24 protein-coding genes are annotated in these 25,074 nt (G+C 72.2%); 14 read left to right on the plus strand and 10 right to left on the minus strand.

Going from position 1 to position 25,074, the window contains the following annotated elements; translation table 11 throughout:
- Positions 1-11 precede the first annotated feature (11 nt).
- Entirely contained in the window at positions 12-881 is an 870-nt protein-coding gene (locus ABZ444_RS41640; RefSeq protein WP_358009448.1) for a LysR family transcriptional regulator, read from the minus strand.
- Positions 882-1,488: 607 nt separating this feature from the next.
- Between ABZ444_RS41640 and ABZ444_RS41645 the strand changes: the two genes are divergently transcribed.
- Both ABZ444_RS41645 and ABZ444_RS41650 read left to right on the plus strand, forming a co-directional pair.
- Entirely contained in the window at positions 1,489-2,604 is a 1,116-nt protein-coding gene (locus ABZ444_RS41645) for a neutral zinc metallopeptidase (protein ID WP_358009450.1), read from the plus strand.
- Between the two features lie 135 nt (positions 2,605-2,739).
- A complete protein-coding gene (locus ABZ444_RS41650; protein ID WP_358009452.1) occupies positions 2,740-4,305 on the plus strand; it encodes an LCP family protein in 1,566 nt (521 codons plus the stop codon).
- Between the two features lie 71 nt (positions 4,306-4,376).
- Here the strand turns inward: ABZ444_RS41650 and ABZ444_RS41655 are convergent, their stop codons facing one another.
- Together ABZ444_RS41655 and ABZ444_RS41660 are read right to left on the minus strand one after the other, a co-directional pair.
- On the minus strand, positions 4,377-5,723 hold the full coding sequence (locus tag ABZ444_RS41655; protein WP_358009454.1) for a hypothetical protein: 1,347 nt from the start codon (positions 5,721-5,723) through the stop codon (positions 4,377-4,379).
- Positions 5,724-5,926: 203 nt separating this feature from the next.
- On the minus strand, positions 5,927-7,963 hold the full coding sequence (locus ABZ444_RS41660; protein ID WP_358009456.1) for a spermidine synthase: 2,037 nt from the start codon (positions 7,961-7,963) through the stop codon (positions 5,927-5,929).
- A 185-nt stretch (positions 7,964-8,148) separates the two neighbouring features.
- Here ABZ444_RS41660 and ABZ444_RS41665 point away from each other — a divergent pair, with 185 nt between their 5' ends.
- A complete protein-coding gene (locus ABZ444_RS41665; protein ID WP_358009458.1) occupies positions 8,149-9,507 on the plus strand; it encodes a S8 family serine peptidase in 1,359 nt (452 codons plus the stop codon).
- A gap of 46 nt (positions 9,508-9,553) precedes the next feature.
- Here ABZ444_RS41665 and ABZ444_RS41670 read toward each other — a convergent pair whose 3' ends face one another.
- Both ABZ444_RS41670 and ABZ444_RS41675 read right to left on the minus strand, forming a co-directional pair.
- Complete coding sequence (locus ABZ444_RS41670; protein WP_358009460.1) at positions 9,554-10,279, minus strand: ABC transporter permease; 726 nt, start codon at positions 10,277-10,279, stop codon at positions 9,554-9,556.
- On the minus strand, positions 10,279-11,016 hold the full coding sequence (locus tag ABZ444_RS41675) for an ATP-binding cassette domain-containing protein (RefSeq protein ID WP_357969316.1): 738 nt from the start codon (positions 11,014-11,016) through the stop codon (positions 10,279-10,281). Before ABZ444_RS41675 ends, ABZ444_RS41670 begins: the two co-directional genes overlap by 1 nt.
- A 66-nt stretch (positions 11,017-11,082) precedes the next feature.
- Here ABZ444_RS41675 and ABZ444_RS41680 point away from each other — a divergent pair, with 66 nt between their 5' ends.
- Entirely contained in the window at positions 11,083-11,787 is a 705-nt protein-coding gene (locus ABZ444_RS41680) for a TetR family transcriptional regulator (RefSeq protein WP_358009462.1), read from the plus strand.
- Here ABZ444_RS41680 and ABZ444_RS41685 read toward each other — a convergent pair.
- On the minus strand, positions 11,716-12,024 hold the full coding sequence (locus ABZ444_RS41685) for a DUF4190 domain-containing protein (RefSeq protein ID WP_358009464.1): 309 nt from the start codon (positions 12,022-12,024) through the stop codon (positions 11,716-11,718). The genes ABZ444_RS41680 and ABZ444_RS41685 overlap by 72 nt on opposite strands.
- A 118-nt stretch (positions 12,025-12,142) precedes the next feature.
- Between ABZ444_RS41685 and ABZ444_RS41690 the strand changes: the two genes are divergently transcribed.
- Positions 12,143-12,934, plus strand: coding sequence for an ion transporter (locus ABZ444_RS41690; protein ID WP_358009466.1), 792 nt, complete (start codon positions 12,143-12,145; stop codon positions 12,932-12,934).
- Here ABZ444_RS41690 and ABZ444_RS41695 read toward each other — a convergent pair.
- Both ABZ444_RS41695 and rpsD read right to left on the minus strand, forming a co-directional pair.
- Positions 12,908-13,057: a hypothetical protein gene (locus tag ABZ444_RS41695; protein ID WP_358009468.1), complete on the minus strand. Its 150-nt coding sequence runs from the start codon at positions 13,055-13,057 to the stop codon at positions 12,908-12,910. The two genes, ABZ444_RS41690 and ABZ444_RS41695, sit on opposite strands and share 27 nt — an antisense overlap.
- Before the next feature lie 2 nt (positions 13,058-13,059).
- Complete coding sequence (gene rpsD, locus ABZ444_RS41700; protein WP_358009487.1) at positions 13,060-13,674, minus strand: 30S ribosomal protein S4; 615 nt, start codon at positions 13,672-13,674, stop codon at positions 13,060-13,062.
- A gap of 67 nt (positions 13,675-13,741) precedes the next feature.
- On the opposite strand from rpsD, the gene ABZ444_RS41705 reads away from it, so the two are divergent.
- The 4 genes from ABZ444_RS41705 (at position 13,742) to ABZ444_RS41720 (ending at position 16,126) form a co-directional block, all read left to right on the plus strand.
- Positions 13,742-14,443 (plus strand): DUF2470 domain-containing protein, encoded by a 702-nt coding sequence (locus ABZ444_RS41705; RefSeq protein ID WP_358009489.1) that lies wholly within the window; start codon positions 13,742-13,744, stop codon positions 14,441-14,443.
- Positions 14,444-14,522: 79 nt separating this feature from the next.
- Positions 14,523-15,119 carry a hypothetical protein gene (locus ABZ444_RS41710; RefSeq protein ID WP_358009470.1) on the plus strand — a complete coding sequence of 199 codons (597 nt, stop codon included), beginning with the start codon at positions 14,523-14,525 and terminating at the stop codon, positions 15,117-15,119.
- A 120-nt stretch (positions 15,120-15,239) separates the two neighbouring features.
- Entirely contained in the window at positions 15,240-15,536 is a 297-nt protein-coding gene (locus ABZ444_RS41715) for a hypothetical protein (protein WP_358009472.1), read from the plus strand.
- On the plus strand, positions 15,533-16,126 hold the full coding sequence (locus ABZ444_RS41720) for a hypothetical protein (protein ID WP_358009474.1): 594 nt from the start codon (positions 15,533-15,535) through the stop codon (positions 16,124-16,126). Before ABZ444_RS41715 ends, ABZ444_RS41720 begins: the two co-directional genes overlap by 4 nt.
- A gap of 18 nt (positions 16,127-16,144) precedes the next feature.
- Here the strand turns inward: ABZ444_RS41720 and ABZ444_RS41725 are convergent, their stop codons facing one another.
- Positions 16,145-16,777, minus strand: a complete 633-nt coding sequence (locus tag ABZ444_RS41725; RefSeq protein ID WP_358009476.1) for a TetR/AcrR family transcriptional regulator C-terminal domain-containing protein — start codon at positions 16,775-16,777, stop codon at positions 16,145-16,147.
- A 52-nt stretch (positions 16,778-16,829) separates the two neighbouring features.
- Here ABZ444_RS41725 and ABZ444_RS41730 point away from each other — a divergent pair, with 52 nt between their 5' ends.
- Positions 16,830-18,404 (plus strand): ATP-binding cassette domain-containing protein, encoded by a 1,575-nt coding sequence (locus tag ABZ444_RS41730; RefSeq protein ID WP_358009478.1) that lies wholly within the window; start codon positions 16,830-16,832, stop codon positions 18,402-18,404.
- Here the strand turns inward: ABZ444_RS41730 and ABZ444_RS41735 are convergent.
- Complete coding sequence (locus tag ABZ444_RS41735; RefSeq protein ID WP_358009480.1) at positions 18,401-19,612, minus strand: ROK family transcriptional regulator; 1,212 nt, start codon at positions 19,610-19,612, stop codon at positions 18,401-18,403. The genes ABZ444_RS41730 and ABZ444_RS41735 overlap by 4 nt on opposite strands.
- Positions 19,613-19,752: 140 nt before the next feature.
- Between ABZ444_RS41735 and zwf the strand changes: the two genes are divergently transcribed.
- From zwf to eda, 4 genes are all read left to right on the plus strand, one after another.
- A complete protein-coding gene (gene zwf / locus ABZ444_RS41740) occupies positions 19,753-21,231 on the plus strand; it encodes a glucose-6-phosphate dehydrogenase (protein WP_358009482.1) in 1,479 nt (492 codons plus the stop codon).
- The gene (gene edd, locus ABZ444_RS41745; RefSeq protein ID WP_358009484.1) at positions 21,228-23,171 is read left to right on the plus strand and encodes a phosphogluconate dehydratase; all 1,944 of its coding nucleotides are present in this window, start codon (positions 21,228-21,230) and stop codon (positions 23,169-23,171) included. Before zwf ends, edd begins: the two co-directional genes overlap by 4 nt.
- A 139-nt stretch (positions 23,172-23,310) precedes the next feature.
- A complete protein-coding gene (gene glk / locus ABZ444_RS41750) occupies positions 23,311-24,276 on the plus strand; it encodes a glucokinase (RefSeq protein ID WP_358009486.1) in 966 nt (321 codons plus the stop codon).
- Positions 24,277-24,334: 58 nt separating this feature from the next.
- Entirely contained in the window at positions 24,335-24,949 is a 615-nt protein-coding gene (gene eda / locus ABZ444_RS41755) for a bifunctional 4-hydroxy-2-oxoglutarate aldolase/2-dehydro-3-deoxy-phosphogluconate aldolase (protein ID WP_352351613.1), read from the plus strand.
- The last annotated feature ends 125 nt before the right edge of the window (positions 24,950-25,074 follow it).

Here is a 25,074-nt window from a genome sequence, read left to right on the forward strand (position 1 = left end):
AACGTTCCTGGTCAGGCGGCTGTGCCCTTCTCCGCGGTGGACAGGAAGTTCTGGGCGATGAGGGGCAGGCGGCGGCGTGCGTGCACCACGGCGATGACGCGCCGCACGGCCGGTTCGAGTGAGCGCACCACCAGGCCCGCCCTGGCGGCCTGGTCGGCCATGCCGCGGTACCACAGCAGCGAGGCCTGGCCGGCGCGGACCGCGTTCAGCCAGCCGTTGCGCTCGTCGGTCTCCAGGACGACCACGGGGGTGACGGCGTACTTGCCGAACATGGCGTCGAGCTCCCTGCGCCGCGAGCTGCCGCGGGCGGGCAGCGCCAGGCGCATCCCGTGGAGCTTGCCCATGGGGACCGGGTTGGGCAGGTCGAGCCCGGGCGGGGAGATCAGCACGATCTCCTGGCGTTCGAGCGGGTGGGTGATGAGGTCGGTGGGCACGGGCAGATCGGTGAGCCCGAGGTCGGCCCGCTGATCCCGGATGGCGCTGACGACGCCGTCGCGGCCGTCGCAGCGCACGATGTGCACGCGTACCCCTGGGTGCTCGGCCGCGTAGGCAGGGAGCAGCCGCCCCGCGAGTCCGGGTTCGAGACTCGGGGTGGAGGCGATGCGCAGTTCGGCCTCCGTCACGCCGGCGTGGTTGGCCAGGCCCTCGATCTCGTGCACGGCGTCGAGCGCCTCCCTCGCCAGCTTGACCACGCGGCGGCCCTGGGCGGTGACCACCACGCCGCGGCCGGAGCGGGCGAAGAGCGTCATGCCGAGCTCTCGCTCAAGATCGCGGATCGCGCGGGACAGCGCAGGCTGCGCGATGTAGAGCGACCTGGCCGCGTCGGTCATGGTGCGGTGCTCCGCAGTCGCGACCACATAGCGGAGCTGCTGGAGATTCATGCCAACGAAGCTAGGACACCGCCCTGCTCCGGGACCGGTAGATAGCAGAGATCACCTCGATTGATTTCGGAGCGTGACCGAGTACCGCTACATCCGTGACGGGTGATAAATCAGTATGCTTTTGCCCCAAATTTGGCAAAGATCCTTTGAGGTCTGCCGCAAAGCCGTGCATTGCAGACAAGCGGGTTAACGGGGAGACACGGTGACAGCAAACGGGCAATATCCACCTCCGCCACAAGGGCCCGGGCAGCCCCTGCGGCCCCCTTCGCGGCCGTGGCCGCCGCCGGGCTACGGGCAGCCGCAACCGCAGGGCGGTCACCCCTACCCGCAGGCGCCCCCGCCCCCTCCCCCGAACCCGCCGCAGGGCCCCCCTCAGGGCCCGCCGCCCGGCTCTCAGCCCTATCCGCCGCAGCCGCCCCCGCCGCGGGGCTATCCGCCGCAGCCGCCGCCTCCGCAGGGCCCGCCCCAGGGCCCCCCACAGGGCCCGCCGCAGCCCCCGCAGGGCTATCCGCCGCAGGGCCATCCGCCGCGCGGCCCGCAGTATCCGCCGCCGCAGTACGGGCAGCAGTACCAGCCACCGCCACCGCCGCCACCGCCCATGCCACCCATGCCCACGAGGCAGTGGCCGCAGCAGCCGAGGAAGAAGTCCGGCATGGGGGTCGCCGGCGTCCTCGGGGCCGTGTTCGGGTCGCTGGCCGCGCTGTTCGTGCTGATCGTCATCGGGGCGGCGATGCTGAAGTCGTCCTCGCACACGGAGACGACCACGCCGGTCGCGCTCCCGTCGTACGAGCCGTCGCGGACCGACGAGCCCTTCCCCAGCCACGAGCCGACGCACGACACCTCGTCGCAGGAGCCGACCCAGGAACAGACCCAGCAGCCGACCCAGGAACCGACCCAGGAACCGACACAGGAACCGACACAGCAGCCGTCGCAGGAGCCCACCGAGCGGCCGACGCAGGAGACGGTCACGCCGCCCAAGCAGGTCACGCTCAACACCAGCCTGAAGAACAACACCCTCTACCGGGCGGGCGGCCTGCCCCGGGTGAACTGCCGGGCCGGGAACACGAACATCTTCAGCCACAGCCAGCTCAAGGCGCTGATCCTGAAGACCGGCCGGTGCATGGACAAGGCGTGGGGGCCGATCCTGCAGCGGCAGGGCATCGCGTTCAGCCCGCCGAACTACGCGGTGGCGTCCGGGCGCGGACGGGGCGCGTGCGGCGACTATCCGTCGGCCGGGAGCATGGTGCCGTACTACTGCCCGCGCAACAACACGATCTACGCCTCCACCTCGGCGATGTCCAGGGGCAACGGCAACGCCCGCGGCTACGGCCAGATCATCTCCTGGCACGGCGGCATCATCAGCATGATGGCCCACGAGTACGGCCACCACGTCCAGAACATCACCGGCGTGATGGACTCCTGGTGGCAGGGCACCATCAACTCCTCCAGCCAGAGCGGCAAGCTGGCGCTGAGCAGGAAGCTGGAGCTGCAGGCCACCTGTCTCGGCGGCATGTGGATGCGCTCGGTCGCCTCGTCCTACCCGGTGCCGTCCTCGCTGCGCTCGCGGCTGTTCTGGTTCTACGCGCAGGTGGGCGACTACCCCGGCTATCCGCGCGACCACGGCACGCCCGCCAACAACAACCGCTGGTTCCGGCAGGGGTGGGAGAGGGACAAGACGTACCAGTGCAACACGTGGCTGGCGCCGTCCTCGACGACCTCCTGAGCGACACGTGGCGTTCATCTCATGTTGAAGAGTTGTCTCTGATGTCCAGGTATGGGGGCTAGAATCCTGGCAATCTTGTGCCCGACATGGGGCGAACATCATTTTTTTGCCTGGTAGGCGTGTGAAGGAGCCGGTGTGAGCAAGCGCGATGGGGTGGACACCGTGCCCGGAGGCGCCAAACGGCGAACTCCACGCCCGCGCAAGGGCTCCTCCCCCGCGCCACGCTTCGCCAAACCCCTGACGACCGCCTCCGTCATCGGCTGGACGGCTCTGTCCGCCCTCGTGCCCGGCGCCGCGCATCTGCGGGCCGGGCGCCGTCGTACCGGGCTGATCATGATCGGCGCGTACGCGGTGGTGCTGCTCGCGGCCCTGGCCTTCGGCCTGACCCGGGACCTGAGCAACCTGACCGGCCTGGCCGAGGACGGCGCCATGGTCACGGTGATCGTCATCGCGGCCGCGTGCGCGCTGGCCTGGTTCGCCGTGATCGCCGTCTCGTACGTGGCGCTGGGCCCCAACAGGCTGAACCAGCAGGGCCAGGTGGTGACCGGGATCGTCGTGGGCGTGCTGTGCGTGGCCGTCATGTCGCCGTTCGCGCTGACGGCCAACTACGTGCTGGCCGGACGGAACGCCGTCAACGCGATCTTCCCGTCGCACCCGGACCCGGAGAACCCCGTCCAGATCAAGAACCCCGAGGACCCCTGGGACGGCAAGACCCGGGTGAACTTCCTGCTGGTCGGCGGTGACGCCGCGGGCAACCGCGTGGGCGTGCGCACCGACAGCATGACGGTGGCCAGCGTGGACACCAGGACCGGCAACACCGTGCTGTTCAGCCTGCCGCGCAACCTGCAGCACGTGCGCTTCCCGCCGTCCTCGCCGCTGCAGAAGCACTTCCCCAACGGCTACATGGCCGACCTGCCCAACGGCGGCCTGCTCAACGAGGTCTGGCAGTACGCCAACGACAACCCGCAGCTCATGGGCGGCAAGAACCGCGGCCCGCGGGCCCTCATGGACGCCATCGGCTACACCCTCAACCTCAGGATCGACTACTACGCCCTGATCAACATGTACGGCTTCGCCGCCCTGGTGGACGCCATCGGCGGCCTGAAGATCCGGGTCGAGGAGGACGTCAAGTGGGGCGGCCACTTCGGCACCGCGGGCACGATCAAGGCGGGCTACCGCAAGCTGTCGGGCGAGCAGGCCCTGTGGTACGGCCGCTCCCGCGTCAACAGCGACGACTTCTCCCGCATGGGACGCCAGCGCTGCGTCATCGGCGCCTTCGCCCAGCAGGCCACGCCCGGCGTGATCCTGACGAACTTCACCAAGATCGCCGGGGCGGCCAAGCGGCTGGCCCAGACGAACATCCCGCGTCCGCTCGTCGCGCCGCTGGCGGACCTGGCGCTCAAGGTCAAGGACGCCAAGATCACCAGCCTGCAGTTCGTGCCGCCGGACTTCTACTCGGGCAGGCCCGACTGGATCAAGATCCGGGCGGCCGCGAAGAAGGCGATCGCCGACTCCGACCGCTCCGCCCGCCAGGCCCAGACCGCCAACGTGACCGCCTCCCCGGGCTCCCCGACGGCCACCCCGTCGCGGACCCGTACGCAGGCCCAGACGGGCACGCAGGCGGGCACGCCGACCGAGACCCCGACCCGCAACAGCCAGAGGGGCGGCGCGAAGTCCCTGACGGAGCTGTGCGGCCTGTGATCGTCACCCCCGCCGGAGCCCGGCTCCGGCGGGGGCTCTGACGGCGAAAGGCCGGGCCCGCTCGTTCCAGGTCACTTCGACAGGTGCCCGAGGATCCAGTCGGCTAGCGTGCCGGTGACCGTGCCGTGCTCGGAGTTGTCGGAGTCGCACTGGTAGTCGTCCAGCTCGCTCTGCTCCGGCGACAGGGCGGTGATGTCGGTGTAGAGGTCCACGGTCCAGTCCACGGGGTCGTACTGGAGCGCGACGGCGCTCACGGTGGGGACGAAGCAGGCCGACCGGAAGCGGCCGGCGATCGGCGCGCCGAAGGCGTCGGCGACCATGCCGTAGGAGGCCAGCGTGCCGCCGGGCGCCCCGTCGAAGGGCGCGACGTCGCTGGTGTAGCTGGTGCTGGCCCACAGGGGGACGGCGCGCATGCCGCCCACCCGCTGACGGGCGCCCCGGTCCGGCTGGGTGCGCACGGTGGCACCGGCCAACCCGTCCAGCGCGGTCCACTCGAAGGCCGGGGCGTCGGGCGGGACGTTCCGGCCGGTGCCGTCGGCGGCGCCGTTGGAGACGCCGAGCTTGCGCGGCCTGAGCGGGAACCAGCCGGCGGCGCGCAGGTCCTCGATGAACGCCAGGCGCAGCGGGCTGGCCGTGGCGACCGGCCCGGAGTAGCGCCCGTCCTGGACCCAGCCCCACAGGAGCTGCTGCGCGGCCGGGCTCCTGATCAGGTCGGCCGGGCCGGGCGTGCCGGGAGCGGCCGGCGCCAGGGCCTCGGCGAAGTGGGCGAGCTGTTGCAGGATCAGCGGGATCCAGGCGCCGTTGTGCGGCGAGTCGTAGGACAGGTAGGTCATCGTCTGGTGGTCCTCGCGGCGGCGTTCCATCTCCGCCAGCGCGTAGCGGGTGACCAGGCCGCCCGCGCCGAGGCCGCCGACGATCAGCGGCGTGGTGCCGAGCCGCTCGCAGATCGCGCGGCCCACGCACGTCGCCGCGACCCCGGCGTTGGCCTGGATGTGGGTGTGGCGGGCGGCGAAGCCGAGCAGCACGACGTCGATGCCCTGGGCGAGGAGCCGGCTGAGCAGCCGGTCGCCGTGCGGCGGGTACGGCGCGTCGAGCCGCCCCCACAGCCCGGCCAGGTCGCTGGGCCCGTGGCCGAACCCGTCGGCGAAGATCATGGGGCGGACGAGCGCGTCGTGGCCCGCGGCGAGATGGACGGCGGCCGTCCCCGTGGCGAGCCGGCCCTGGTAGGGCCAGGCGGAGGTGAGCTCCCACCGCGCGTCGGGCTCGCGGTGTTCCCCGGAGCCGCCGGGGTTTTGCGCGAAGAACACCCCCGTGGGGAGCGCTCCGGCGACCTGTTCCGCGCGTCCGGCGGGCGCGGGCTCGCACTCCTGTGCCGGAACGCGCTCGACGTCGATCCTGGCCGCCCCTGGTGTCGCCATGACTGTCACCTTTTCTCGTGGGTTACCGGATGTGACCCCCGATTCGCGTGCCCGCCTTTCTGAATATCGTTCGATCTTTTTCCGGATTCGATGACGTCTCCAGCTCACCTCGCCCACGGCGACAAATCAACCCGCGCCGCCGACAATTCATCCTGACCGCCGGTCAAGGCATTACAGAAGACCGCGCGGGCCATTTCCATTTGTCACACGAGCGCGGTCTTTCGCGGCATCAGCGCCAGGGCGCCCAGATAGAGCAGGGCGGCCACGATGAGCAGGCCCTTGTAGCCGATCACCAGCGCCAGGTACTCCAGGCAGCCGCCGACCATCGCGCCGAGCAGGTTCGCGCCGAAGGACGTGGTCGCGTCGGCGGTGTCGGAGAACCGTTTGGCGAAGACCACGTTCGCGGCGAAGATCGGCAGGAACGCCACCGTCACGGCCGCCACGGCGCGCAGCGGCACCGGCAGCGACAACAACCACGCGTTCGGCACCAGCCAGGCCAGCAGCAGGCCGGCCAGCAGCACGGCGTACATGACGGGCAGCGGCGGGGTGCGGAAGCGGCGGGTCACCTCGACGGCGGCGAGCACGGCGACCAGCACCCCGGCGAAGACGATCGCGTTGACCACCCAGGTGGTGCCGAACAGCAGCGCGAAGCCCGTCACGCTCTTGGTCTCCAGCAGCAGGAACGCCACCCCGAGCAGGAACAGGTCGGAGTAGGGCTTCATGCGCCCGTAGGGGCCCGCCACGACGCGGACGGCCAGCAGGCTGACGATGAGGATCAGGCCGAGGGTGATGATGTAGATCGGCGGGATCGTCCGGTCCTTCAGGTAGAGGAAGGGGCGGTCGTCGTCGGCGGGGGCCGGGGTGCCGGCGGCGGCGCCGGGCCACTGGCTCGCGCAGCGCTGGTCGGCGGCGGTCAGGCCGGCGGTGATGACGGCCTGCTGGCCGGCGGTGCTGACCACGTCGACGCACGGCCTGTGGCCGAAGGCGGTCTGCATGGTCGAGGCCAGGCGGTCGACCAGCCAGCTCTCGCGGTAGTAGTTGTACATCGAGAACGTGCCGCCCGGCCGCAGGTGGGCGCGGGCGGCCTGCATGGCCTCCTCGGTGAACAGGTAGCTCTCCAGGCGCAGCGAGCTGGCCCCGGACACGAGGGTGAGCGAGTCGGGCAGGGCGAACAGGATCAGGTCGTAGCGGTCGCCGCTGCGCTCCAGGAAGGCGCGGCCGTCGGTGATGTGGGTGGTGACGCGCGGGTCGTCGTAGGGCTTGTCGGGGTGCACGCTGCCGCCCAGCTCGCGCAGCTTGGGGTCGATCTCGACGGCGTCGACGTGCTGGGCGCCCTTGGACAGCGCGATGGCCACGTCGGTGCCGCTTCCCGCGCCGACGATCAGCACGTCCTTGGGCGGCCTGGTGGTGCGCTCGTAGGGCAGCCCGTACTGGCGTTCCCACTGCAGGCGGGCGTAGGCGGGCACGGCCTGCTGGTGCGGGATGCCGTTGACGGAGATGTCGGTGACCGGCACGCCGAGCATCTGCATCGCCTTGTAGGTGACCTTGTAGTACGGCGACCACAGCGCCCCGGCCGTCAGCGTCTCCGACAGCAGCAGGCCGGCGACCAGGAGCGAGGGCAGGACCACCAGGCCCAGGTAGAGCGAGCGGGGCCGGGGCACCAGGAGCAGGCCGTAGCACAGGGCCGCGACCACCCCCCAGAACACCGGCGGCGCCGACAGGAACGACAGCGCCGTGAACGCGGCGATGCCGCTGAGGCTGCCGATCAGGTCGCAGCGGTAGGCCTCCAGGCGCGGCAGCTCGGGGAAGCAGCGCCCGACCAGTTCGGCGGGCCCCATGAGCACCGCCGCCGCGGCGACGAAGATCACCGGCAGGATCAGCCACGCGGGCGGCCCGACGGTGCCCAGGCTCGTCCAGTACAGGACGCCCTCGGTGTTGCGGTCGACCGTCACCGGGAAGGCCAGCACGAGGGCCACCAGGACGAGCAGGACGACCGGCGAGTAATAGGGCTGGCGGCGCGAGCGCCCCACGCGCAGGAATCCGAGCCCGATTCCAAGAAAAGAACCGAGCAGGACAAAATTGGTGAAATAGCTCAGATGAACGATGTTCGAGCCGGTCCACCGGATGAGCGCCAGTTCGAGGAAGAGCATGAAGGCACTGGCGAGGATGAGCCTCGGCCGGACCGGCAGCCAGTGTTGTCTTTCCCCGTCGGAAACCGGCGTCTGCGCCTGGAGCGTCATGATGCATCACCGTAGTGAACAGACCGAAAACAAGGAAGCCTGACGCCCCGGAAACAATTATGGTCCGCTTCGCCAGTTATGCGGCGTTTTCGCAGGTCACAACCACCGTAAGGGGCTGGACGCGCCTTGACGGATGCAGGAATGTTGGGTCGTTCCTTTGCCCCCATTACGTTCGGTGGTGACTCATGCGGGTCCTGATCCAGCTCCGTCCCTCCCCCGATCTGGTCGCGGCGGTCGCCGACCCCGGCCAGACCGCCACCACGGCCGACGTCGCCGACGGCCTGCCCGGCGTCGAACTCGACACGGCCTTCACACCGGTCGCCGTGCCGAGGCCGGTCCCCGCGGCCGGCGGCGATCCCCTCTCCCTCCACCAGCCCCTCGACTTCTCGCTGGCCGCCGAGGACGCCTCCGTGCTCGTCCGCGGCACGATCTCCGACGACGAGCTGACCTCGCGGGTCACGCTGCTGCCCACGCTGCGCCCCGACGTCGTCGGGGTGTTCGCCGATCCGGTGATCGAGTCCAGCCTGACCTGCGGCGGCGATCCGCCGGTGGGCGACTGGCACGACGTCGAGCGCCTGCTGAACGTGGCCGGGCTGCACGCCGAAGGGCTCGACGGCGCCGGGGTGGCGCTGGCCGTCCTGGACACCGGCATCAACGCCGCGCACGTCGCCCGCCAGCTCGGCCGCGGCGTCACGCTGGACGCCGAACGGAGCTGGAGCCCCTCCGGCGTCACCGGCCGGGCCGGCCAGTTCGAGGTCGACCACGGCACGATGTGCGCCTTCGACGCGCTCATCGCCGCGCCGCAGGCGTCCCTGATCGACGTCCCGCTGCTGCGGTCGGCCCGGCCGGGCGGCTCGGCGCTCGACGGCCTGCTGTCGGACGCGGTGGCCGCCTTCACGCACCTGCGCACGGTGCTGGAGGCCCAGCCCGCGGCGTCCAGGTCGCTGGTGGTGAGCAACTCGTGGGGGTCGTTCTCCCCCGAGTGGGACTTCCCCGTCGGGCATCCTGGCAACTACTCCGACAACGCCGCCCACCCGTTCAACCTGGTCGTGGCCAGTCTCGACCGGGCGGGCGCGGACGTGCTGTTCGCCGCGGGCAACTGCGGCAGGCAGTGCCCCGACGGCCGGTGCGCCTTCCCCAACCGGCCCATCGGGGGCGCCAACTCCCATCCCAAGGCGCTGTCCATCGGCGGGGTCGACGTCAACGGCGAGCGGGTGGGCTACTCCTCGCAGGGGCCGGGGCGGCTGACCGCGCGCAAGCCCGACGTGTGCGCGTACACGCACTTCTCGGGGTCGCGGGCGTTCGGCGACGGCGAGCCGGACACGGGCACCTCGGCGGCGACGCCGGTGGCCGCCGGGCTGGTGGCCGCGGTGCGCACCCGGTGGCCGGCCGCCAAGCTGTCGCCGGCACAGCTGCGGGCGCTGCTGCGGCGCACCGCCGAGGACCGCAGCGAGGTGGGCTTCGACTACGACTACGGCTACGGGACGGTCGATCCGGCGGGCATCCTGGCCGCGCTGCACCGGCGGACCAGAGCCGCGGCCTGAGCGCGGCCCTGAGCACGGGCGGGCGGGCCGTCCCGGAGCGGCCCGCTCACGCGGTCTCCCGGTTGAACACGCGGGCCCCCACGGTCAGGCCGACCGCGGCCAGCACGACCGTGACGGCCACGCCGAGCCCGACCGTGCCGGTGGCGTAGTGGCCGGCGAACAGGTCGCGCAGCGCCTCCAGGACGTACCTGAAGGGGCTGAGGTGCGACAGCACGTCCAGCCAGCCGGGCGCCATCGACATCGGCAGGAAGGCGCCCGACAGCAGCACCAGCGGGATGACCGCCGTCGACATCACCGGCGCGAAGAGCTGCTCGCCGATGGTCAGCGCGACGGCGTACGACAGGGCGGCCAGGCTCGCCCCCAGCACCACGACCAGCCCGAACCCGGCCGCGAGCCCGGCGATCGGCACCCGCATCCCGAAGGCGAACCCGACGGCCAGCAACATCGTCGTCTGGACGGCCATCGTCACGACGTTGTCGAGCACCCGCCCGAGCAGCAGGGCCAGGCGGCTGGCCGGGGTGACGCGCAGCCGTTCCAGCACGCCGAAGCGCTTGTCGAAGACCACCCCGAACCCGGCCAGCCCCATGCTCATCAGGCCGAGCTGGACGATCAGCCCCGGCACCAGCACCTCCCAGGTGCCGAACGTGGCGAAGATCGGCCCGAACAGCACCAGGAACAGCAGCGGCTGGACGGCGCCGAAGACGATGCCGACCTTCTGCCGCAGGGTGGCGCGCAGGGAGTGGCGGAACAGCACCCAGGTGTCGCGCAGCATCAGACCCCCGCCTCCTCGCGCAGCGACCGGCCGGTGATGTCGAGGAACGCCTCGTCGAGCGTGCGGCCCGCCTTGAGCTCGGCCGGGGTGCCCGCGGCGGCGATCCGGCCGTCGTCGATGATCAGCAGCCGGTCGCAGAGCGCGTCGGCCTCGTCCAGGTAGTGGGTGGTCAGGAAGATCGTCACGCCGTGCTCCTCGCGCAGGGAGCGGACGTGCTCCCACAGGTTGGCGCGGCTCTGGGGGTCCAGGCCGGTGGTCGGCTCGTCCAGAAAGAGCAGACGGGGGTCGTGCAGCAGGGCGAAGGCGATGTCGAAGCGGCGCCGCTGGCCGCCCGACAACGCGCCGCCCACGCGCTCCTCCAGGCCGGCCAGGCCGAGCCGGGCCAGCACCTCGCGGTACCTGGACCTGGACTCGGCCCTGGTCAGGCCGTACAGCATGCCCTGGAGCTCCAGTTGCTCGGCGAGCGGGGCCATGACGTTGACGCCGCCGCCCTGCGAGACGTAGCCGATGCGGCGGCGCACCTCGCGCGGGTCGCCCAGCAGGTCGCGGCCCGCCACGGTGGCGGTGCCCGAGGTGGGGCGGAGCAGGGTCGTCAGCATGCGCATGGTCGTGGTCTTGCCGGCGCCGTTGGGCCCGAGGAAGCCGACGATCTGGCCGGCCTCCACCGAGATGTCGACGCCTTTGACGGCCTCCACGCCGCCGTCGAAGGTCTTGGTCAGACCTGTGGTTCTCAACATGTGATCGCCTCCAAAATTAGGGTAGTCACAATTTTGGAGTCACTGCAAGTTGGGTATCATGGCGGCATGGAAGAGGGGTTGCGGGAGCGCAAGAAGCGGGAGACCAGGCAGCGCATCGCGGACGTGGCGATGGGCCTGTTCATGACGCGCGGGTTCGACCCCGTGACGGTGGCCGAGATCGCCCGTACCGCGGACGTGTCCGTCAACACGGTGTTCAACTACTTCCCGACCAAGGAAGACCTGTTCGCCGACCGGCAGGAGCTGGTGACCGACCTGCCGCAGCAGGTGGTGCGCGGGCGGCGGCCCGGGGAGAGCGTGGCGGGGGCCTTCCGGCGCGACTTCCTGGAGGCCCTCGACTCACGCCACTGGCGCTACGGCCTCAACGAGGGCGGCGACGTGTTCGCCCGCATCGTCAACGGCAGCCCGTCGCTGGTGGCCAAGCTGCGCGAGCTGCACGTCGCGCGGGAGCGGGCGCTGGCCCGGGCGCTGGCCGACGAGCTCGACGCCGACCCCGACGACCTGACCCCGCAGATGGTGGCGACCCAGATCCTCGGCACGACCAGGATCCTCAGCACGCACGCGGTGACCCGGATGCTGGCCGGAGAGAGCTGGGAGACGATCGCACCCGACCTGCGGGCCCAGGCCACGGCGGCCTTCGACCTGCTGGAGTCGGGCATCGGAGACTACTGTGTGCGGCCCTCAGCCGGAGAAGACGGCCGACAGGATGCCGGCCCCGAGCCCGAGGACCATGAACACGGCCCCGAGGATTAGCAGGATGCTGGCGATCATGCCGCAGATGCGGCCGGCCTGCACCGCGCCGCGGTTGTCGTAGGCGTAGCCGCTGCCGTCGATCTCCTTGAGCGCCTTGTTGCCCATCGACCAGGCGAAGGGGCCGAGGATGCCGCAGACCACCAGGCTGAGGATGCCGAGCACGAGGATCGTGGTGCCGTTGGGGTGGCTCTGGGGCGGCGGCCCGTAATAGGACGGACCGTAGTTCGGATACGACATGCCCCTTGCGCCCCCTTGCCCCTGTGACTGTCAGGTGCGATTTATACCACAGGCACCTCCTTGATCATGTTGCTGCATCATGGAACGGCACATGACCGATCTTTAGGAGCTTGCCCCCGTGCGTGAACGCGTCCGTGCCCTCCTCGCCGACCGGCGTTTCCAGCGCTTCATCGTCGGCGTCATCCTGGTCAACGCGGCCACCCTCGGCCTGGAGACCGTTCCCGCCGTCGTCGGGGAGTTCGGCCATCTGCTGGTCGCGATCGACCACGTCGCCCTCTACATCTTCGTGGCCGAGCTGCTGGCCAAGGTCTACGTCGAGCGTTCGGCGTTCGTGCGCGACCCGTGGAACCTGTTCGACACCCTGATCGTGGGCATCGCCCTGGTCCCCGCGACCGGCGGGCTGTCGGTGCTGCGCTCGCTGCGCATCCTGCGGGCCCTGCGGCTGCTGTCGGTGGTGCCGAGCCTGCGCCGGGTGGTCTCGGCGCTGCTGCGGGCCCTGCCCGGGATGAGCTCGATCGTGCTGCTGCTCTCCCTGGTCCTGTACGTCGCCGCCGTCATGGCCACCAAGCTGTACGGCGGCGACTCCCCCGAGCGCTTCGGCAGCCTGCCGACCTCGCTGTTCACCCTCTACCAGACGATGACCGGGGACGACTGGGGCAACATCGCCCGCGAGGTGATGGGCGCCCACCCCACGGCCTGGATCTTCTTCACCATCTTCATCCTGGTCTGCACCTTCGTCGTGCTGAACCTGTTCATGGCGGTCGTGGTCAGCGCCATGGACGAGGAGTCGGCCGAGGAGCGCGCCGCGCTGGAGCAGGACAACAACCTGCACACCCAGCGCATCCTGGAGGAGCTGAGCGCCCTGCGCCGCGAGGTCGCCGAGCTACGCCGGCAGGACGTCGCCGGCTGAGCCCACCAGGCCGGAGCCCTCCTGGTCGGACCGGTCGGAGCCGGGCCGGGCGGCCGGCCCGACGACGACCAGGTCGAAGAACAGCTCCAGCCAGCTCGCGCGGTGCTCTCCCGCTTCAGTCACGGCTAACGAGAATAGAACTCCACCACGAGCTGCTCCTCGACGGGGACCGCGATCTGCTCGCGCTCGGGCCGCTGCAGCAGGGTGACGCGCAGATCGGCGTGGTCGACCGACAGGTAGGCCGCGGTGCGCTCGTCGGCGTACACGCCCTCGGCGGCGGCCACGAAGGGCTGCATCCGGCGTGAGCGCTCCCGCACGGTGATGACCTGGCCGGGTTTGACCAGGTAGCTGGCGATGTCCACCTTGCGGCCGTCCACGGCGATGTGGCCGTGGTTGACGTACTGGCGGGCGGCGTAGATCGACGGGGCCAGGCCGGCCCGCAGCACCAGGGAGGCCAGGCGGGTCTCCAGGATGGTGACCAGCTCGGCGCCCGAGGCGCCCGGCTTGCGCACCGCCAGGTCCCAGTAGCGGCGCAGCTGCCGCTCGGACACGTCGTAGTACCAGCGCAGCTTCTGCTTCTCCATCAGCCGCAGCCCGTAGTCGCCGGTGGTGCGGCGGCTGGTCTTGCGGCCGTGCTCGCCCGGCGGGTAGGGGCGCTGCTCGAAGTAGCGGACGGCTTTCCTGGTCAGCGGGACGCCCGCGCGACGCGACAGTCGCACCTTCGGGCCGGTGTAGCGCACGTTCACCTCAATGCGGTTAGGTAATCCTTACTTAGGTAAGGCTAACCTATCAGTGGATGTGATCTCAATGTTGCCCCTCGCCGAGCGGATCCGTACTCTCGCCTCGACCTCGACGCTGGCCAAGCTCACGGTGGACGGCGCCCACTCCCCCGCCCGGGGCGGCGTGGACGAGAGCGGCCGTCCGGTGCTGCTGGTCCGGCCCGGCGAACCCCTGCACGGGTTGCGCGAGGACGCCGTGGTCGCGGTGAACCTGACGGCCATGCGGCAGCTCGGCGCGGTGACACATCCGCGGGGGATGATCGAGGTGCACGGATGGGCGGAGGCCGTGCCGGAGTCGCAGGCCCGCTCCGCGGCGGTGGCGGTGGCCGCGCACAGCGCCGACGAGGGCCTGTTCGAGGCCCTGGAGCGGTACGGCCGCCCCGACGCCCCGCGCCTGCTGCGCCTGGACGTGGCCCAGGTCGTCTACCTGACCGGCCAGGAGTCCGGCCTGCTGGACGCCGACGACTACCTCGGCGCGGCCCCCGACCCGCTGACCGAGACGGCCGAACGGGTGATCGCGCACGTCAACGACTCCCACCGGCCGCAGCTCACCGCGGGCGTGGCCAGGCAGCTCGGCGAGGAGCCCGGCGAGGTGTGGTTGTGGGAGCTCGACCGGTACGGCGCCACCGTGCGCGTGGACGAGTCGCTGGTGCGCTTCCCGTGGCCGGTCCCCGCCCGGTCCGGGTCGTGCCTGGAGACGGCGCTGCGCGGGCTGCTGTGCGCCTGTTGATCACGATTGACACTGAATTTTCCCGCCGGACGTTCGCCATGGGACGACCCATGCCCGCACGTCACTACCATCGGGGTACGTGAGCGGAACCCATCGATCAGCGGCGCGGGCCGCCTCGTCCTCGCCCGAGGGGAGCGCGCGGCGCGGGCGGGCGCTGATGGCCGCCGGAGTGCTGCTGGGCACACTCATGCTGGCCACCGCGGGGGCGCTCATGGGTGACGCGTTCAACTCGCCGGGCCTCGACCCGGTGCACTGGCCGCACGACGCGGGCCGGACCTCCGGGAAGCCGGGGCCCGTCGCCGCCGACTCCTCCGGTCCCGCCGCGGTGCGGTCGGAACGCGCCGCCGTCGCCTCCGGCCCTGTCGCCACCAGGCCCGCCAAGACCGCCACGGGGCCCACCGTGGCCGGCGCCGCGCCCACCGCGGGCCGTTCCGGCGCCACCGGTTCGACGCCGGCGGCCGTCCATCCGGAGGGCGGGCGGGGGACGCGCCGCCCGCACTCGGCCACCCCTCGCCCCGACGCCACCCCGACCCCGGCGCCCTCGCACGGCTCCCGGCCCGGCCCCGAGCCGACGCCGTCCCGGAGCACGGACCCGGCGGCGAGCACCCCGCCGTCCCACCCGCACGGCACTCCGCCGGGCCACCAGCCGTCCAGGACCCACGGCCCCCGGCGCTGACCCGGCGCCGACCTGACGGGAATCCTCGGGCATGCGCCGGTGGACGGGCGTTCACCGGGTTGTTGATCATCCGTCGCCGGCGGCCCGTAGGGTGGGCTCCCCATCGGGGGACGGAGGGCGATGACGCGGGAGTTCTGGGCGGACGACACGTCGCCGGCCAACGCGGCGCACGCCATGGACGAGTCCGCGGACCTGTTCGGGCGGCACGTGGACGCACTGCTGGGCCGCCTGGCGGGCGCAGGACGCTCTCCGTGGGGCATCGGCGTGGTCGGCATGGCCGTGGACGAGGTCAACCTCCTGGTCGGCGAGGCGTGCGCGCGGCTGCACGAGAGCATGGCCGGCGCCGGGGCGGGCCTGCGGGACATGGCCGCCGTACGCCGCGCCGCCGAGCGGGCGACGGTGATCGACGTTTCATGACGGTGATGCTGCCGCCCCAGCTGGAGATCGCCTTCCAGGCGCTCGGCGTGCCCTGGCCCACACAGGACGAGGACGGGCTGCGCGCCGGCGCGGCGGCCTACCGTGAGTGCGCGGCGGCGCTCGCCGTCCAGGTGACGCCGCTGGTGCGCGAGTCGCTCGGCCGGGCCGCCGGCGGCAACGCGGGGCTGCACATGGAGGCGGTGGCCGCGTTCTGGGACGAACTGGACCGGGAAGACGACCGCTCCGGCCACCTGTCCAGGCTGGCCACGACCCTGCACGTCCTGGCCTACCTGACCGACGAGGCCGGCGGCCTGCGGCTGATCGACAACGCACTGTCCCATCCGCGGTCGCACACCCGGGCCATGCGCTCGCCGTTCCTCGTGGCCTACCGGGACGAGCCGCTCAGTCCCGGGGTCGTCGCCGACCTGCGGGCGCTGGACCTGGAGGAGGAGGCCCGGCTGCTGCGCGAGTCCGGGTTCGGGCACCGGGAGATCAGAGGCAGGCTCCGGCGGCTGCAGGAACTGCGGGAGCACGGCATGATCACCTCGTCGGCGTGGCGCGGTCACATCCAGTCCGGCGACAGCTGGTGACGGCGGCCTCCGGCCGGTTCACCCCTCGCCGGCGTCGGGCGTCATGCCGCGCAGGAGGTAGCCGAGGCCGGTGCTGAAGGTGGCGTCCCAGTCGTGGCCGAGGCCGTGCTCGGCCAGCGCCGGGTAGCTGGCGGCCCGCTCGCGCAGGAACGCGTCGGTGTCGAGCCGGTCGCGGCGCTGCCAGGTGACCTGCATGATGACCGAGCCCATGACGTAGTTGGACAGGCTGTAGGCGGCCTGCGGGCCGTCCAGGCCGGCCCCGGACAGCGTGCGGTAGAGGAACTCGGTGCGTTCCAGGGCGTTGGGGCCCATGAGCGGGCGGTCGAGGATGGTGGCCGACCAGGGGTGGCGCAGCAGGGCGGCGCGCCAGCCGGCCATCAGGTCGCGCGCGGCGGCCCGCCAGTCGCCGTGCCCGCCGGGGAGCGGCACCTCGCCGAAGACGGCGTCGAGCGCCAGGTCCAGGACGTCCTCCTTGGTCCGGACGTGCCAGTAGAGGGTGGTCGAGCCCGTGTCGAGGCGTTCGGCCAGGCGGCGCATGGTCAGCCTGGCCACGCCCTCCTCGTCGAGCAGCGCGACGGCCTCGGCGACGATCCGGTCGAGCGTCAGCCTCGGCTTGGCGTCCTTGCGGGGGCGCACCCATACGTTGTCCACCCGTCGCATAATACGTTGTACGCGGACCGGATCGATGGTCTAGTAATGGAACATGGGTCATATCGAGGTGAGCGGCGTGACGTACCTGCTGCCGGACGGGCGTCCGCTGCTGCTGGAGGCGTCGTTCAAGGTGGGCGACGGCGCCAAGGCGGCGCTGGTCGGCCCCAACGGCGCGGGCAAGACGACGCTGCTCCGGCTGATCGCGGGCGACCTGCGGCCCGACGACGGGCGCGTCACCACCGGCGGCGGCGTCGGGGTGATGCGGCAGTTCCTCGGCACCGGCAGCGTGCGCGACCTGCTGCTGGGCGTCGCGCCCGCGCGGGTGCGGGCGGCCGCGGCCGAGCTGGCCCGCGCCGAGGCGGCGATCGGGCGGTGCGACGACGAGCCCCGGCAGCTCGCCTACGCCCAGGCCGTCGCCGACTACGCCGACGCGGGCGGCTACGAGCTGGAGGTGGTGTGGGACGCGTGCGCGACCGAGGCGCTCGGGCTGCCCTACGAACAGGTCGCCGGCCGGGGGCTGGCCACGCTGTCCGGCGGCGAGCAGAAGCGGCTGATGCTGGAGGCGCTGCTGCGCGGCCCCGACGAGATCCTGCTGCTCGACGAGCCGGACAACTACCTCGATGTGCCGGCCAAGCAGTGGCTGGAGCGGGCGGTCAGGAGCTCGGCCAAGACCGTGCTGCTGGTCTCGCACGACCGGCGGCTGCTGGCCGAGGCGGCCGATCGCGTCGTCACCGTCGAGGGGCGCGAGGTGTGGGTGCACGGCGGCGGCTTCGCCGGTTACGCCGAGGCGCGCAGGCGGCGCGGCGAGCGGCTGGAGCAGCGGCGGCGGCGCTGGGAGGACGAGCGGGCCCGGCTGCGCCGGCTGGTGCACGTGCTGCGGCAGCGGTCGGCGAACAACGACGCGCTCGCGGGGGCCTACCGGTCGGCGGTCTCCCGGCTGGAGCGCTTCGAGCGGGCGGGGCCGCCGAGCCGGCCGCCGAAGGAGCAGAACGTACGCATGCGGCTGCGCGGCGGGCGTACCGGGAAGCGGGCCGTGACGTGCGAGGATCTGGAGCTGACCGGGCTGATCCGGCCCTTCTCGGCCGAGGTGGCCTACGGCGAGCGGGTCGGCGTGCTCGGCCTGAACGGCACCGGCAAGAGCCACTTCCTGCGCCTGCTGGCCGGCGAGCCCGTCGCGCACACCGGCGTGGCCCGGCTGGGCGCCCGCGTCGTCCCCGGCCACTTCGCGCAGACCCATCTGCGGCCCGACCTGCACGGACGGCCCGTCGCCGAGCTGGTGACCGAGACGTTCGCGCTGACCAGGAACGACGCCATGGCCGCGCTGGCCCGCTACGAGCTGGCGCCGGCCGGCGGGCAGCGGTTCGAGACGTTGTCGGGCGGCCAGCAGGCGCGGCTGCAGATCCTGCTGCTGGAGCTGTCGGGGGCGACGCTGCTGCTGCTCGACGAGCCGACCGACAATCTCGACCTGGCCAGCGCGCAGGCGTTGCAGGAGGGTTTGGACGGCTTCGCGGGAACGGTGCTGGCGGTCACCCACGACCGCTGGTTCGCCGACGACCTGGACCGTCACCTGATCTTCGGCGCGGACGGCGTGGTGCGGGAGAGCCCAGAACCCCGCTGGGACCTCTAGCTGGAGGCGGCCAGGCCGCGCTCGCGGCGCAGCGTCGAGACCGTCATCGTCTCGTCGACCGCCTCGGGCGAGAGCACGTGGTCGAGCACCATCACCGCGCAGCCGCTGATGCCCGCGCCCGCGCCGAGCCGGCTCGGCTCGATGCGCAGCCGCCGGGTGGCCAGGGCGGTGGAGCGGCGGTAGACGACCTCGCGGATGCTCGACACCAGCGGGCCGAACGCCTCGGCCATGTCGCCGCCGAGCACCACGACCGAGGGGTTGAGGATGTTGACCGCCCCGGCCAGCACCTCGCCGATGCGGCGGCCGGCCGTGCGCACGATGGCCATCGTCTCGGCGTCGCCGGCGCGCACCAGCGCGGTCACGTCGGCGATGGTCCCGACGTCCTTGCCCGCCTCCCGCAGGTCGCGCAGCAGCGCGGTGCCGCTGGCGACGGAGTCGACGCAGTCGGTGTTGCCGCAGCGGCACAACACGCCGCCGCCGTCGAGCACGGGGATGTGGCCGATCTCGCCGGCCGCGCCGAGCGCGCCGCGCAGGATCTCGCCGCCGGCGATCACGCCCGCGCCGATGCGGGTGGAGACCTTCACGAACATCAGGTCGCCGAGGTCGGGGTAGGCGCCGCGGTGCTCGCCGATGGCCAGCACGTTGACGTCGTTGTCGACGAGCACCGGCACGGGGAAACGCTCGCGGATGATCGGCGGGATGACCACGCCGGTCCACGAGGCCATCACCCGGGCGCTCTCGGTACGGCCCTGGGCGAACTCGACGGTGGCGGGCACGCCCATGCCGACGCCCCTGACGCAGGAGCGGGGCCGGTCGCCGAGCAGCTCGTCCCAGGTGTCCATGAGCAGCGGGAGCACGACGTCGGGGCCCTGCTCGACGTCGATGAAGAAGTCACGGCCGGCCAGCTCGCGCCCGGACAGGTCGCAGACCGCGACCCGGGTGCGGCTCGCGCCCAGCGCGGCGACCAGGACGACGCCGCCCCCGGCGTTGAACTCCAGCCGGACCGGCGGCCGTCCGCCGGTCGAGGGGGCGTCGGTGCGCTCGACGACCAGGCCGCGGTCGAGCAGCTCGCCCACGCGCAGTTGCACCGCCGGGCGCGACAGACCGGTCACCCGGCCGAGGTCGGCGCGCGTGACGGCCTCACCCGTGCGGATGAGGCGGAGCACCTCGCCACTCGTGGCGAGGGTCGCGGCGGTACGTCGAGGCATCGGCCAAGTGAACCACATGGGCTTCGGTAATGAAAGGTGAAGACTTTTTCATCTCAGATGCCAAAACCCTGCTTGTGCACGACCCAAACTCTCGTTAGTGTCCGTTCTGTCCTTGCTTGGTAGATCAACGGAGCTTCGCCTTGTCCCCCCTCTCGACCGCCAGCCCCGCCCATACCGCCGATCTCGTCGTCTTCGGCGGCACCGGCGACCTGTCCATGCGCAAGCTGATCCCGGCGCTCTACCACAGCGACAGGGACGGCCGGCTGTCCCCCGAGACCCGCGTCATCGCCATGTCCCGGGGCGGGCTGACCGACGCCGACTTCCGCGGCAAGGTGGACGCCGAGGTACGCGACCAGGTCCCCGTGGACGACCCCGCCGTCTGGCAGCGCTTCCTGGGCCGTCTGCACCACGTCTCGGTGGACGTCGGCGGCGAGGACAAGTCGGGCTGGGGCGCGCTGACCAGGCTGCTGGCCGGTCACGAGCAGCGCGACCGGGTGTTCTACCTGGCCAGCCCGCCGATGACGTTCGGCCCCTTCTGCCGCGAGCTGGAGGAGGCCGGCCTGGTCACCCCGCTGTCGCGGGTGGTGCTGGAGAAGCCGCTCGGCCGCGACCTGCCCAGCGCCCAGCGGATCAACGACGAGGTCGGCGCCATCTTCGACGAGCGCCAGATCTTCCGCATCGACCACTACCTGGGCAAGGAGACGGTGCAGAACCTGCTGGTGCTGCGCTTCGCCAATGCCTTCCTGGAGCCGATCTGGAACTCGTTGTGGATCGACCACGTCCAGATCACCGCCGCCGAGACCGTCGGCACGCCGGGACGGCGCGGCTACTACGACCACGCGGGCGCGCTGCGCGACATGGTGCAGAACCACCTGCTCCAGCTCCTCACGCTGACCGCGATGGAGCCGCCGTCGCGCAACGACCGCGAGTCCATCCGGGACGAGAAGGTCAAGGTGCTGCAGTCGCTGCGGCCGATCGTGGGGACCGAGGTGGACCGGTTCACCGTGCGCGGCCAGTACACCGAGGCCGGCGGCATGCCGTCCTACCTGGACGAGCCGGCCTCCACGCCCACCACCGAGGCCTCGCGGCGGGTGGAGACGTTCACCGCGATCCGGGCCGAGATCAAGAACTGGCGCTGGGCGGGGGTGCCGTTCTACCTGCGGACCGGCAAGCGCATGCCGTACCGGCGGTCGGAGATCGTGGTGCAGTTCAAGGACGTGCCGCACTCCATCTTCCCCGGCGGCACCCCGAACCGCCTGGTGCTGCGGCTGCAGCCCGAGGAGGGCATCGAGCTGCACATCATGGCCAAGGAGCCGGGCGCGGGCGAGGTGACGCTGAAGCCGGTGCCGCTGTCGCTCAGTTTCGGCAAGACGTTCACCGCGCGGGTGCCGGAGGCGTACGAGCGGCTGCTGACCGACGTGCTGGCGGGCAACCCGACGCTGTTCATGCGGCGTGACGAGGTGGAGGCGGCCTGGCGCTGGATCGATCCGATCCTGGCGGCCTGGGAGTCCTCCGCCGACCTGCCCGAGCCCTACCCCGCAGGAACCACCGGCCCCGCCGGGGCCCACGAACTGCTCGGCCGCAGCGGTCGCGCCTGGCACGAGGAGGAAGACCTGTGAATTCCGTCATCCAGGAGATCACCGATCGCATCGCCGAGCGCAGCGCGGCCAGCCGTACCGCCTACCTGGCGCGGATCCGGCGCGACGGCGAGGCGGCGCGGGCCAAGGGCCCGGCGCGCGCCCACCTGGGCTGCGCGAACCTGGCGCACGGCTTCGCCGCCGCCTCCGATGAGGACAAGCCCTCGTTGCGAGGCACAGCCAAGCCCGGCGTGGCGATCGTGACCAGCTACAACGACATGCTCTCGGCCCACCAGCCGTACGAGACCTACCCGCCCGAGCTGAAGGCGGCGGTGCGCAAGGCGGGCGGCGTGGCGCAGGTCGCCGGCGGCGTGCCCGCGATGTGCGACGGCATCACGCAGGGCCGCGCCGGCATGGAGCTGTCCCTCTACAGCCGCGACGTGATCGCCATGGCGGCCGCCATCGCGCTGTCGCACGACATGTTCGACTCGTCGCTGCTGCTGGGCGTCTGCGACAAGATCGTGCCGGGCCTGTTCATCGGGGCGCTGCACTTCGGGCACCTGCCGGCGATCTTCGTGCCGGCCGGGCCGATGACCTCCGGCCTGCCGAACAAGGTCAAGGCGCGCACCCGCCAGCTCTTCGCCGAGGGCAAGGTCGGACGGGTGGAGCTGCTGGACGCCGAGGCCAAGTCCTACCACTCCCCCGGCACCTGCACCTTCTACGGCACCGCCAACTCCAACCAGGCGCTGATGGAGGTCATGGGCCTGCACCTGCCGGGCTCGACGTTCGTCAACCCGCACACCGAGCTGCGCCACGCCCTCACCGAGGCGGCCGGCCGCCGCGCGGTGGAGATCACCGCCCACGGCACTGAGTACACGCCGATCGGCGAGCTGGTGGACGAGAAGTCGATCGTGAACGCCTGCGTGGCGCTGCTGGCCACCGGCGGCTCCACCAACCACACGCTGCACCTGGTCGCCATGGCCGCCGCCGCGGGCCTCGTGCTGACCTGGGACGACCTGGCCTGCCTGTCGGGCGTCGTGCCGTCGCTGACCAAGATCTACCCCAACGGCCAGGCGGACGTGAACCACTTCCGCGACGCCGGCGGCATGCAGGTGCTCATCGGCGACCTGCTGGACGAGGGCCTGCTCCACGGCGACGTGCTGACCGTCGCCGGCCCCGGCCTCGACCGCTACCGCGAGGCGCCATCGCTGGTGGACGGCGAGCTGGTCTGGAAGCCGGTCACCGGCGGCAGCAAGGACCGCGACGTGCTGCGCCCGGTCGCCGAGCCGTTCTCGGCCGACGGCGGGATCCACATGGTCGAGGGCAACCTCGGCCGGGCCGTCAGCAAGGTGTCGGCGGTCAAGCCCGAGCACCTGGTGATCGAGGCCCCGGCCAAGGTGTTCGACGACCAGCTCGACATGCTGCGCGCCTTCGAGGCCGGCGAGCTGGACGGGCAGGACTTCGTGGCGGTCATCCGCTACCAGGGCCCCAGCGCCAACGGCATGCCCGAGCTGCACAAGCTCACGCCGCCGATGGCCGTGCTGCTCGACCGCGGGCAGCGGGTGGCGATCGTCACCGACGGCCGCATGTCGGGCGCGTCGGGCAAGGTGCCCGCGGCCATCCACCTGTCGCCGGAGGCCGCCGACGGCGGCCCGATCGCGATCGTCCGCGACGGCGACGTGATCAGGCTCGACTCGGCCGCCGGAACGCTGGAGCTGCTGGTGCCCGCCGAGGAGCTGGCCCGGCGCACGCCCGAGGGCCGGCCGCTGAGCGACGCGGAGTGGGTCGGCACGGGACGGGAGCTGTTCGCCACGTTCCGCCGCATGGCCGGGCACGCCGAGCAGGGCGCCGGGATCTTCGGGGTGAGCGGCGCCGAGTCGCCGCACCACGGCCCCGGGCTGGGCTTCCCCGCCGAGGCGGGCGCCTCCCACCTGGAGAGCGGCGCGCCCGTGGGCACGCGGGCCGCCGGGCTGGGCCGGTGAGCGTCCGTGGCATCCGTGGCGTCCGTGGCGTCCGTGGCGTCCGTGGCGACCGTGGCGACCTTCCGGTGGCGGCGTTCGATCTTGGTCTCGCCGTGGGCATCGGAGGTGTGCGCCTCGGCGTGCGCATCGGAGGTGTGCGATGAGTGCCTTTGACCTTCCCTGGCTGGTCGCCGACATCGGGGGGACCAACGCCCGGTTCGGGCTGGTCACCTCGCCGCAGGCCCGGCCCTCGAACGTCGCGGTGCTGGCCGGCTCCGCCTACCCCACCCTGCCCGACGCCGTCGACGCCTATCTCGCCGAGCACGCGGGCGGGGCGCGGCCGGGCGCGGCGTGCCTGGCGCTGGCCGGGCCGATCGACGGCGACCGCTACCGGCTGACGAACTCGGCGTGGGCCGGGTCCGTACGCGACCTGGGCATCCCGTACGCGGTGCTGCTCAACGACTTCGAGGCGCTGGCCGTGTCGCTGCCCCATCTGGAGGGCCCCGACCTGGTGTCCCTGGGCGGGCCCGCGCCGTCCCACGGCGTCAAGGCCGTGCTGGGCCCCGGGACCGGGCTCGGCGTCGGCGGGCTCGTGCCCACGGACCGGGGCTGGACGCCCGTCCCGGGCGAGGGCGGACACGTCACGGTGCCGGTGATCGACCGGCGCGAGCTGGAGATCGTACGGGTGCTGCAGGCCGAGGGGCTGCCGCACGTCGTGGCCGAGCACCTGCTGTCCGGCCCCGGCCTGGTACGCCTGCACCGGGCGCTGGCCAAGGTCAACGGCGTGGCCGCGCCCGACCTGAACGCCTCCGACATCGTGGCCCGGCTCGACGACTCGCTCTGCGCCGAGACCGTCGAGGTGTTCTGCGAGATGCTGGGCAGCTTCGCCGGGAACGTGGCGCTCACCCTGGGCGCCAGGGGTGGGGTCTACCTGGGCGGCGGGGTGCTGCCCCGTATCGTGGAACGGGTGCGGACCAGCGGCTTCCGTGCCCGGTTCGTCGGCAACCCCGACATGCCCGGATACCTGGAGGCGATCGCCACCACGCTGATCGTCGCGCCCCAGCCGGCGCTCACCGGCGCGGCCGCCTGGCTGCGCGGGCGGGCCACCACCGAACTCGTGGGCTGAGGCCCACCCTGATCACCACTAGACGGCCGTGACCCCGGCCGATGAGGAGAAGACTCTGATGAGCTTGCTCGACCTCGCCCCCGTGATCCCCGTCGTGGTGATCGACGACGTGGCGACCGCCGTGCCGATGGCCGAGGCTCTCGTGGCGGGCGGGCTGCCGGTCATCGAGGTGACGCTGCGCACACCGGCCGCGCTCGGAGCGATCGAGCGGATCGCCGCTGAGGTGCCGGGGGCCACGGTCGGCGCGGGCACGATCCGCACCACCGCCGACATCTCGGCGGCCGTGGCGGCCGGTTCCCGGTTCCTGGTCTCGCCGGGCACGACGTTGTCGCTGGTGGAGGCGCTGGAGTCCAGCGGTGTGCCGTACCTGCCGGGCGCGGCCACCGTCTCGGAGGTGATGGCGCTGGCCGAGCGCGGCATCAAGGAGCTGAAGTTCTTCCCGGCCGAGGCGGCGGGCGGTGTCGCGTACCTGAAGTCGCTGGCCGGGCCGCTGCCGGACGTACGCTTCTGCCCGACCGGCGGGATCCGGGCCGAGAGCGCCGCCGACTACCTGCGGCTGCCGAACGTGGGCTGCGTGGGCGGAAGCTGGCTCACCCCCGCCGACGCGCTGGCCGCGGGCGACTGGGCCCGCGTGGAGAAGCTCGCCGCCGCCGCGGCGGCCCTGCCCCGCTAGGCTCCAGGGCCGCCGACGCGGCCCTGTGCTGTCCGGGGTTCGTGTCCTCGCGCCGCGCCTTCCCGGGGACCGGGCGCGCGGACGCGGCAGTCCTCGTGGACGGCTGTCCCGGGCGGTGTACACCG

It is taken from the genome of Nonomuraea sp. NPDC005730, from assembly GCF_040630865.1.
Classification (GTDB): domain Bacteria; phylum Actinomycetota; class Actinomycetes; order Streptosporangiales; family Streptosporangiaceae; genus Nonomuraea.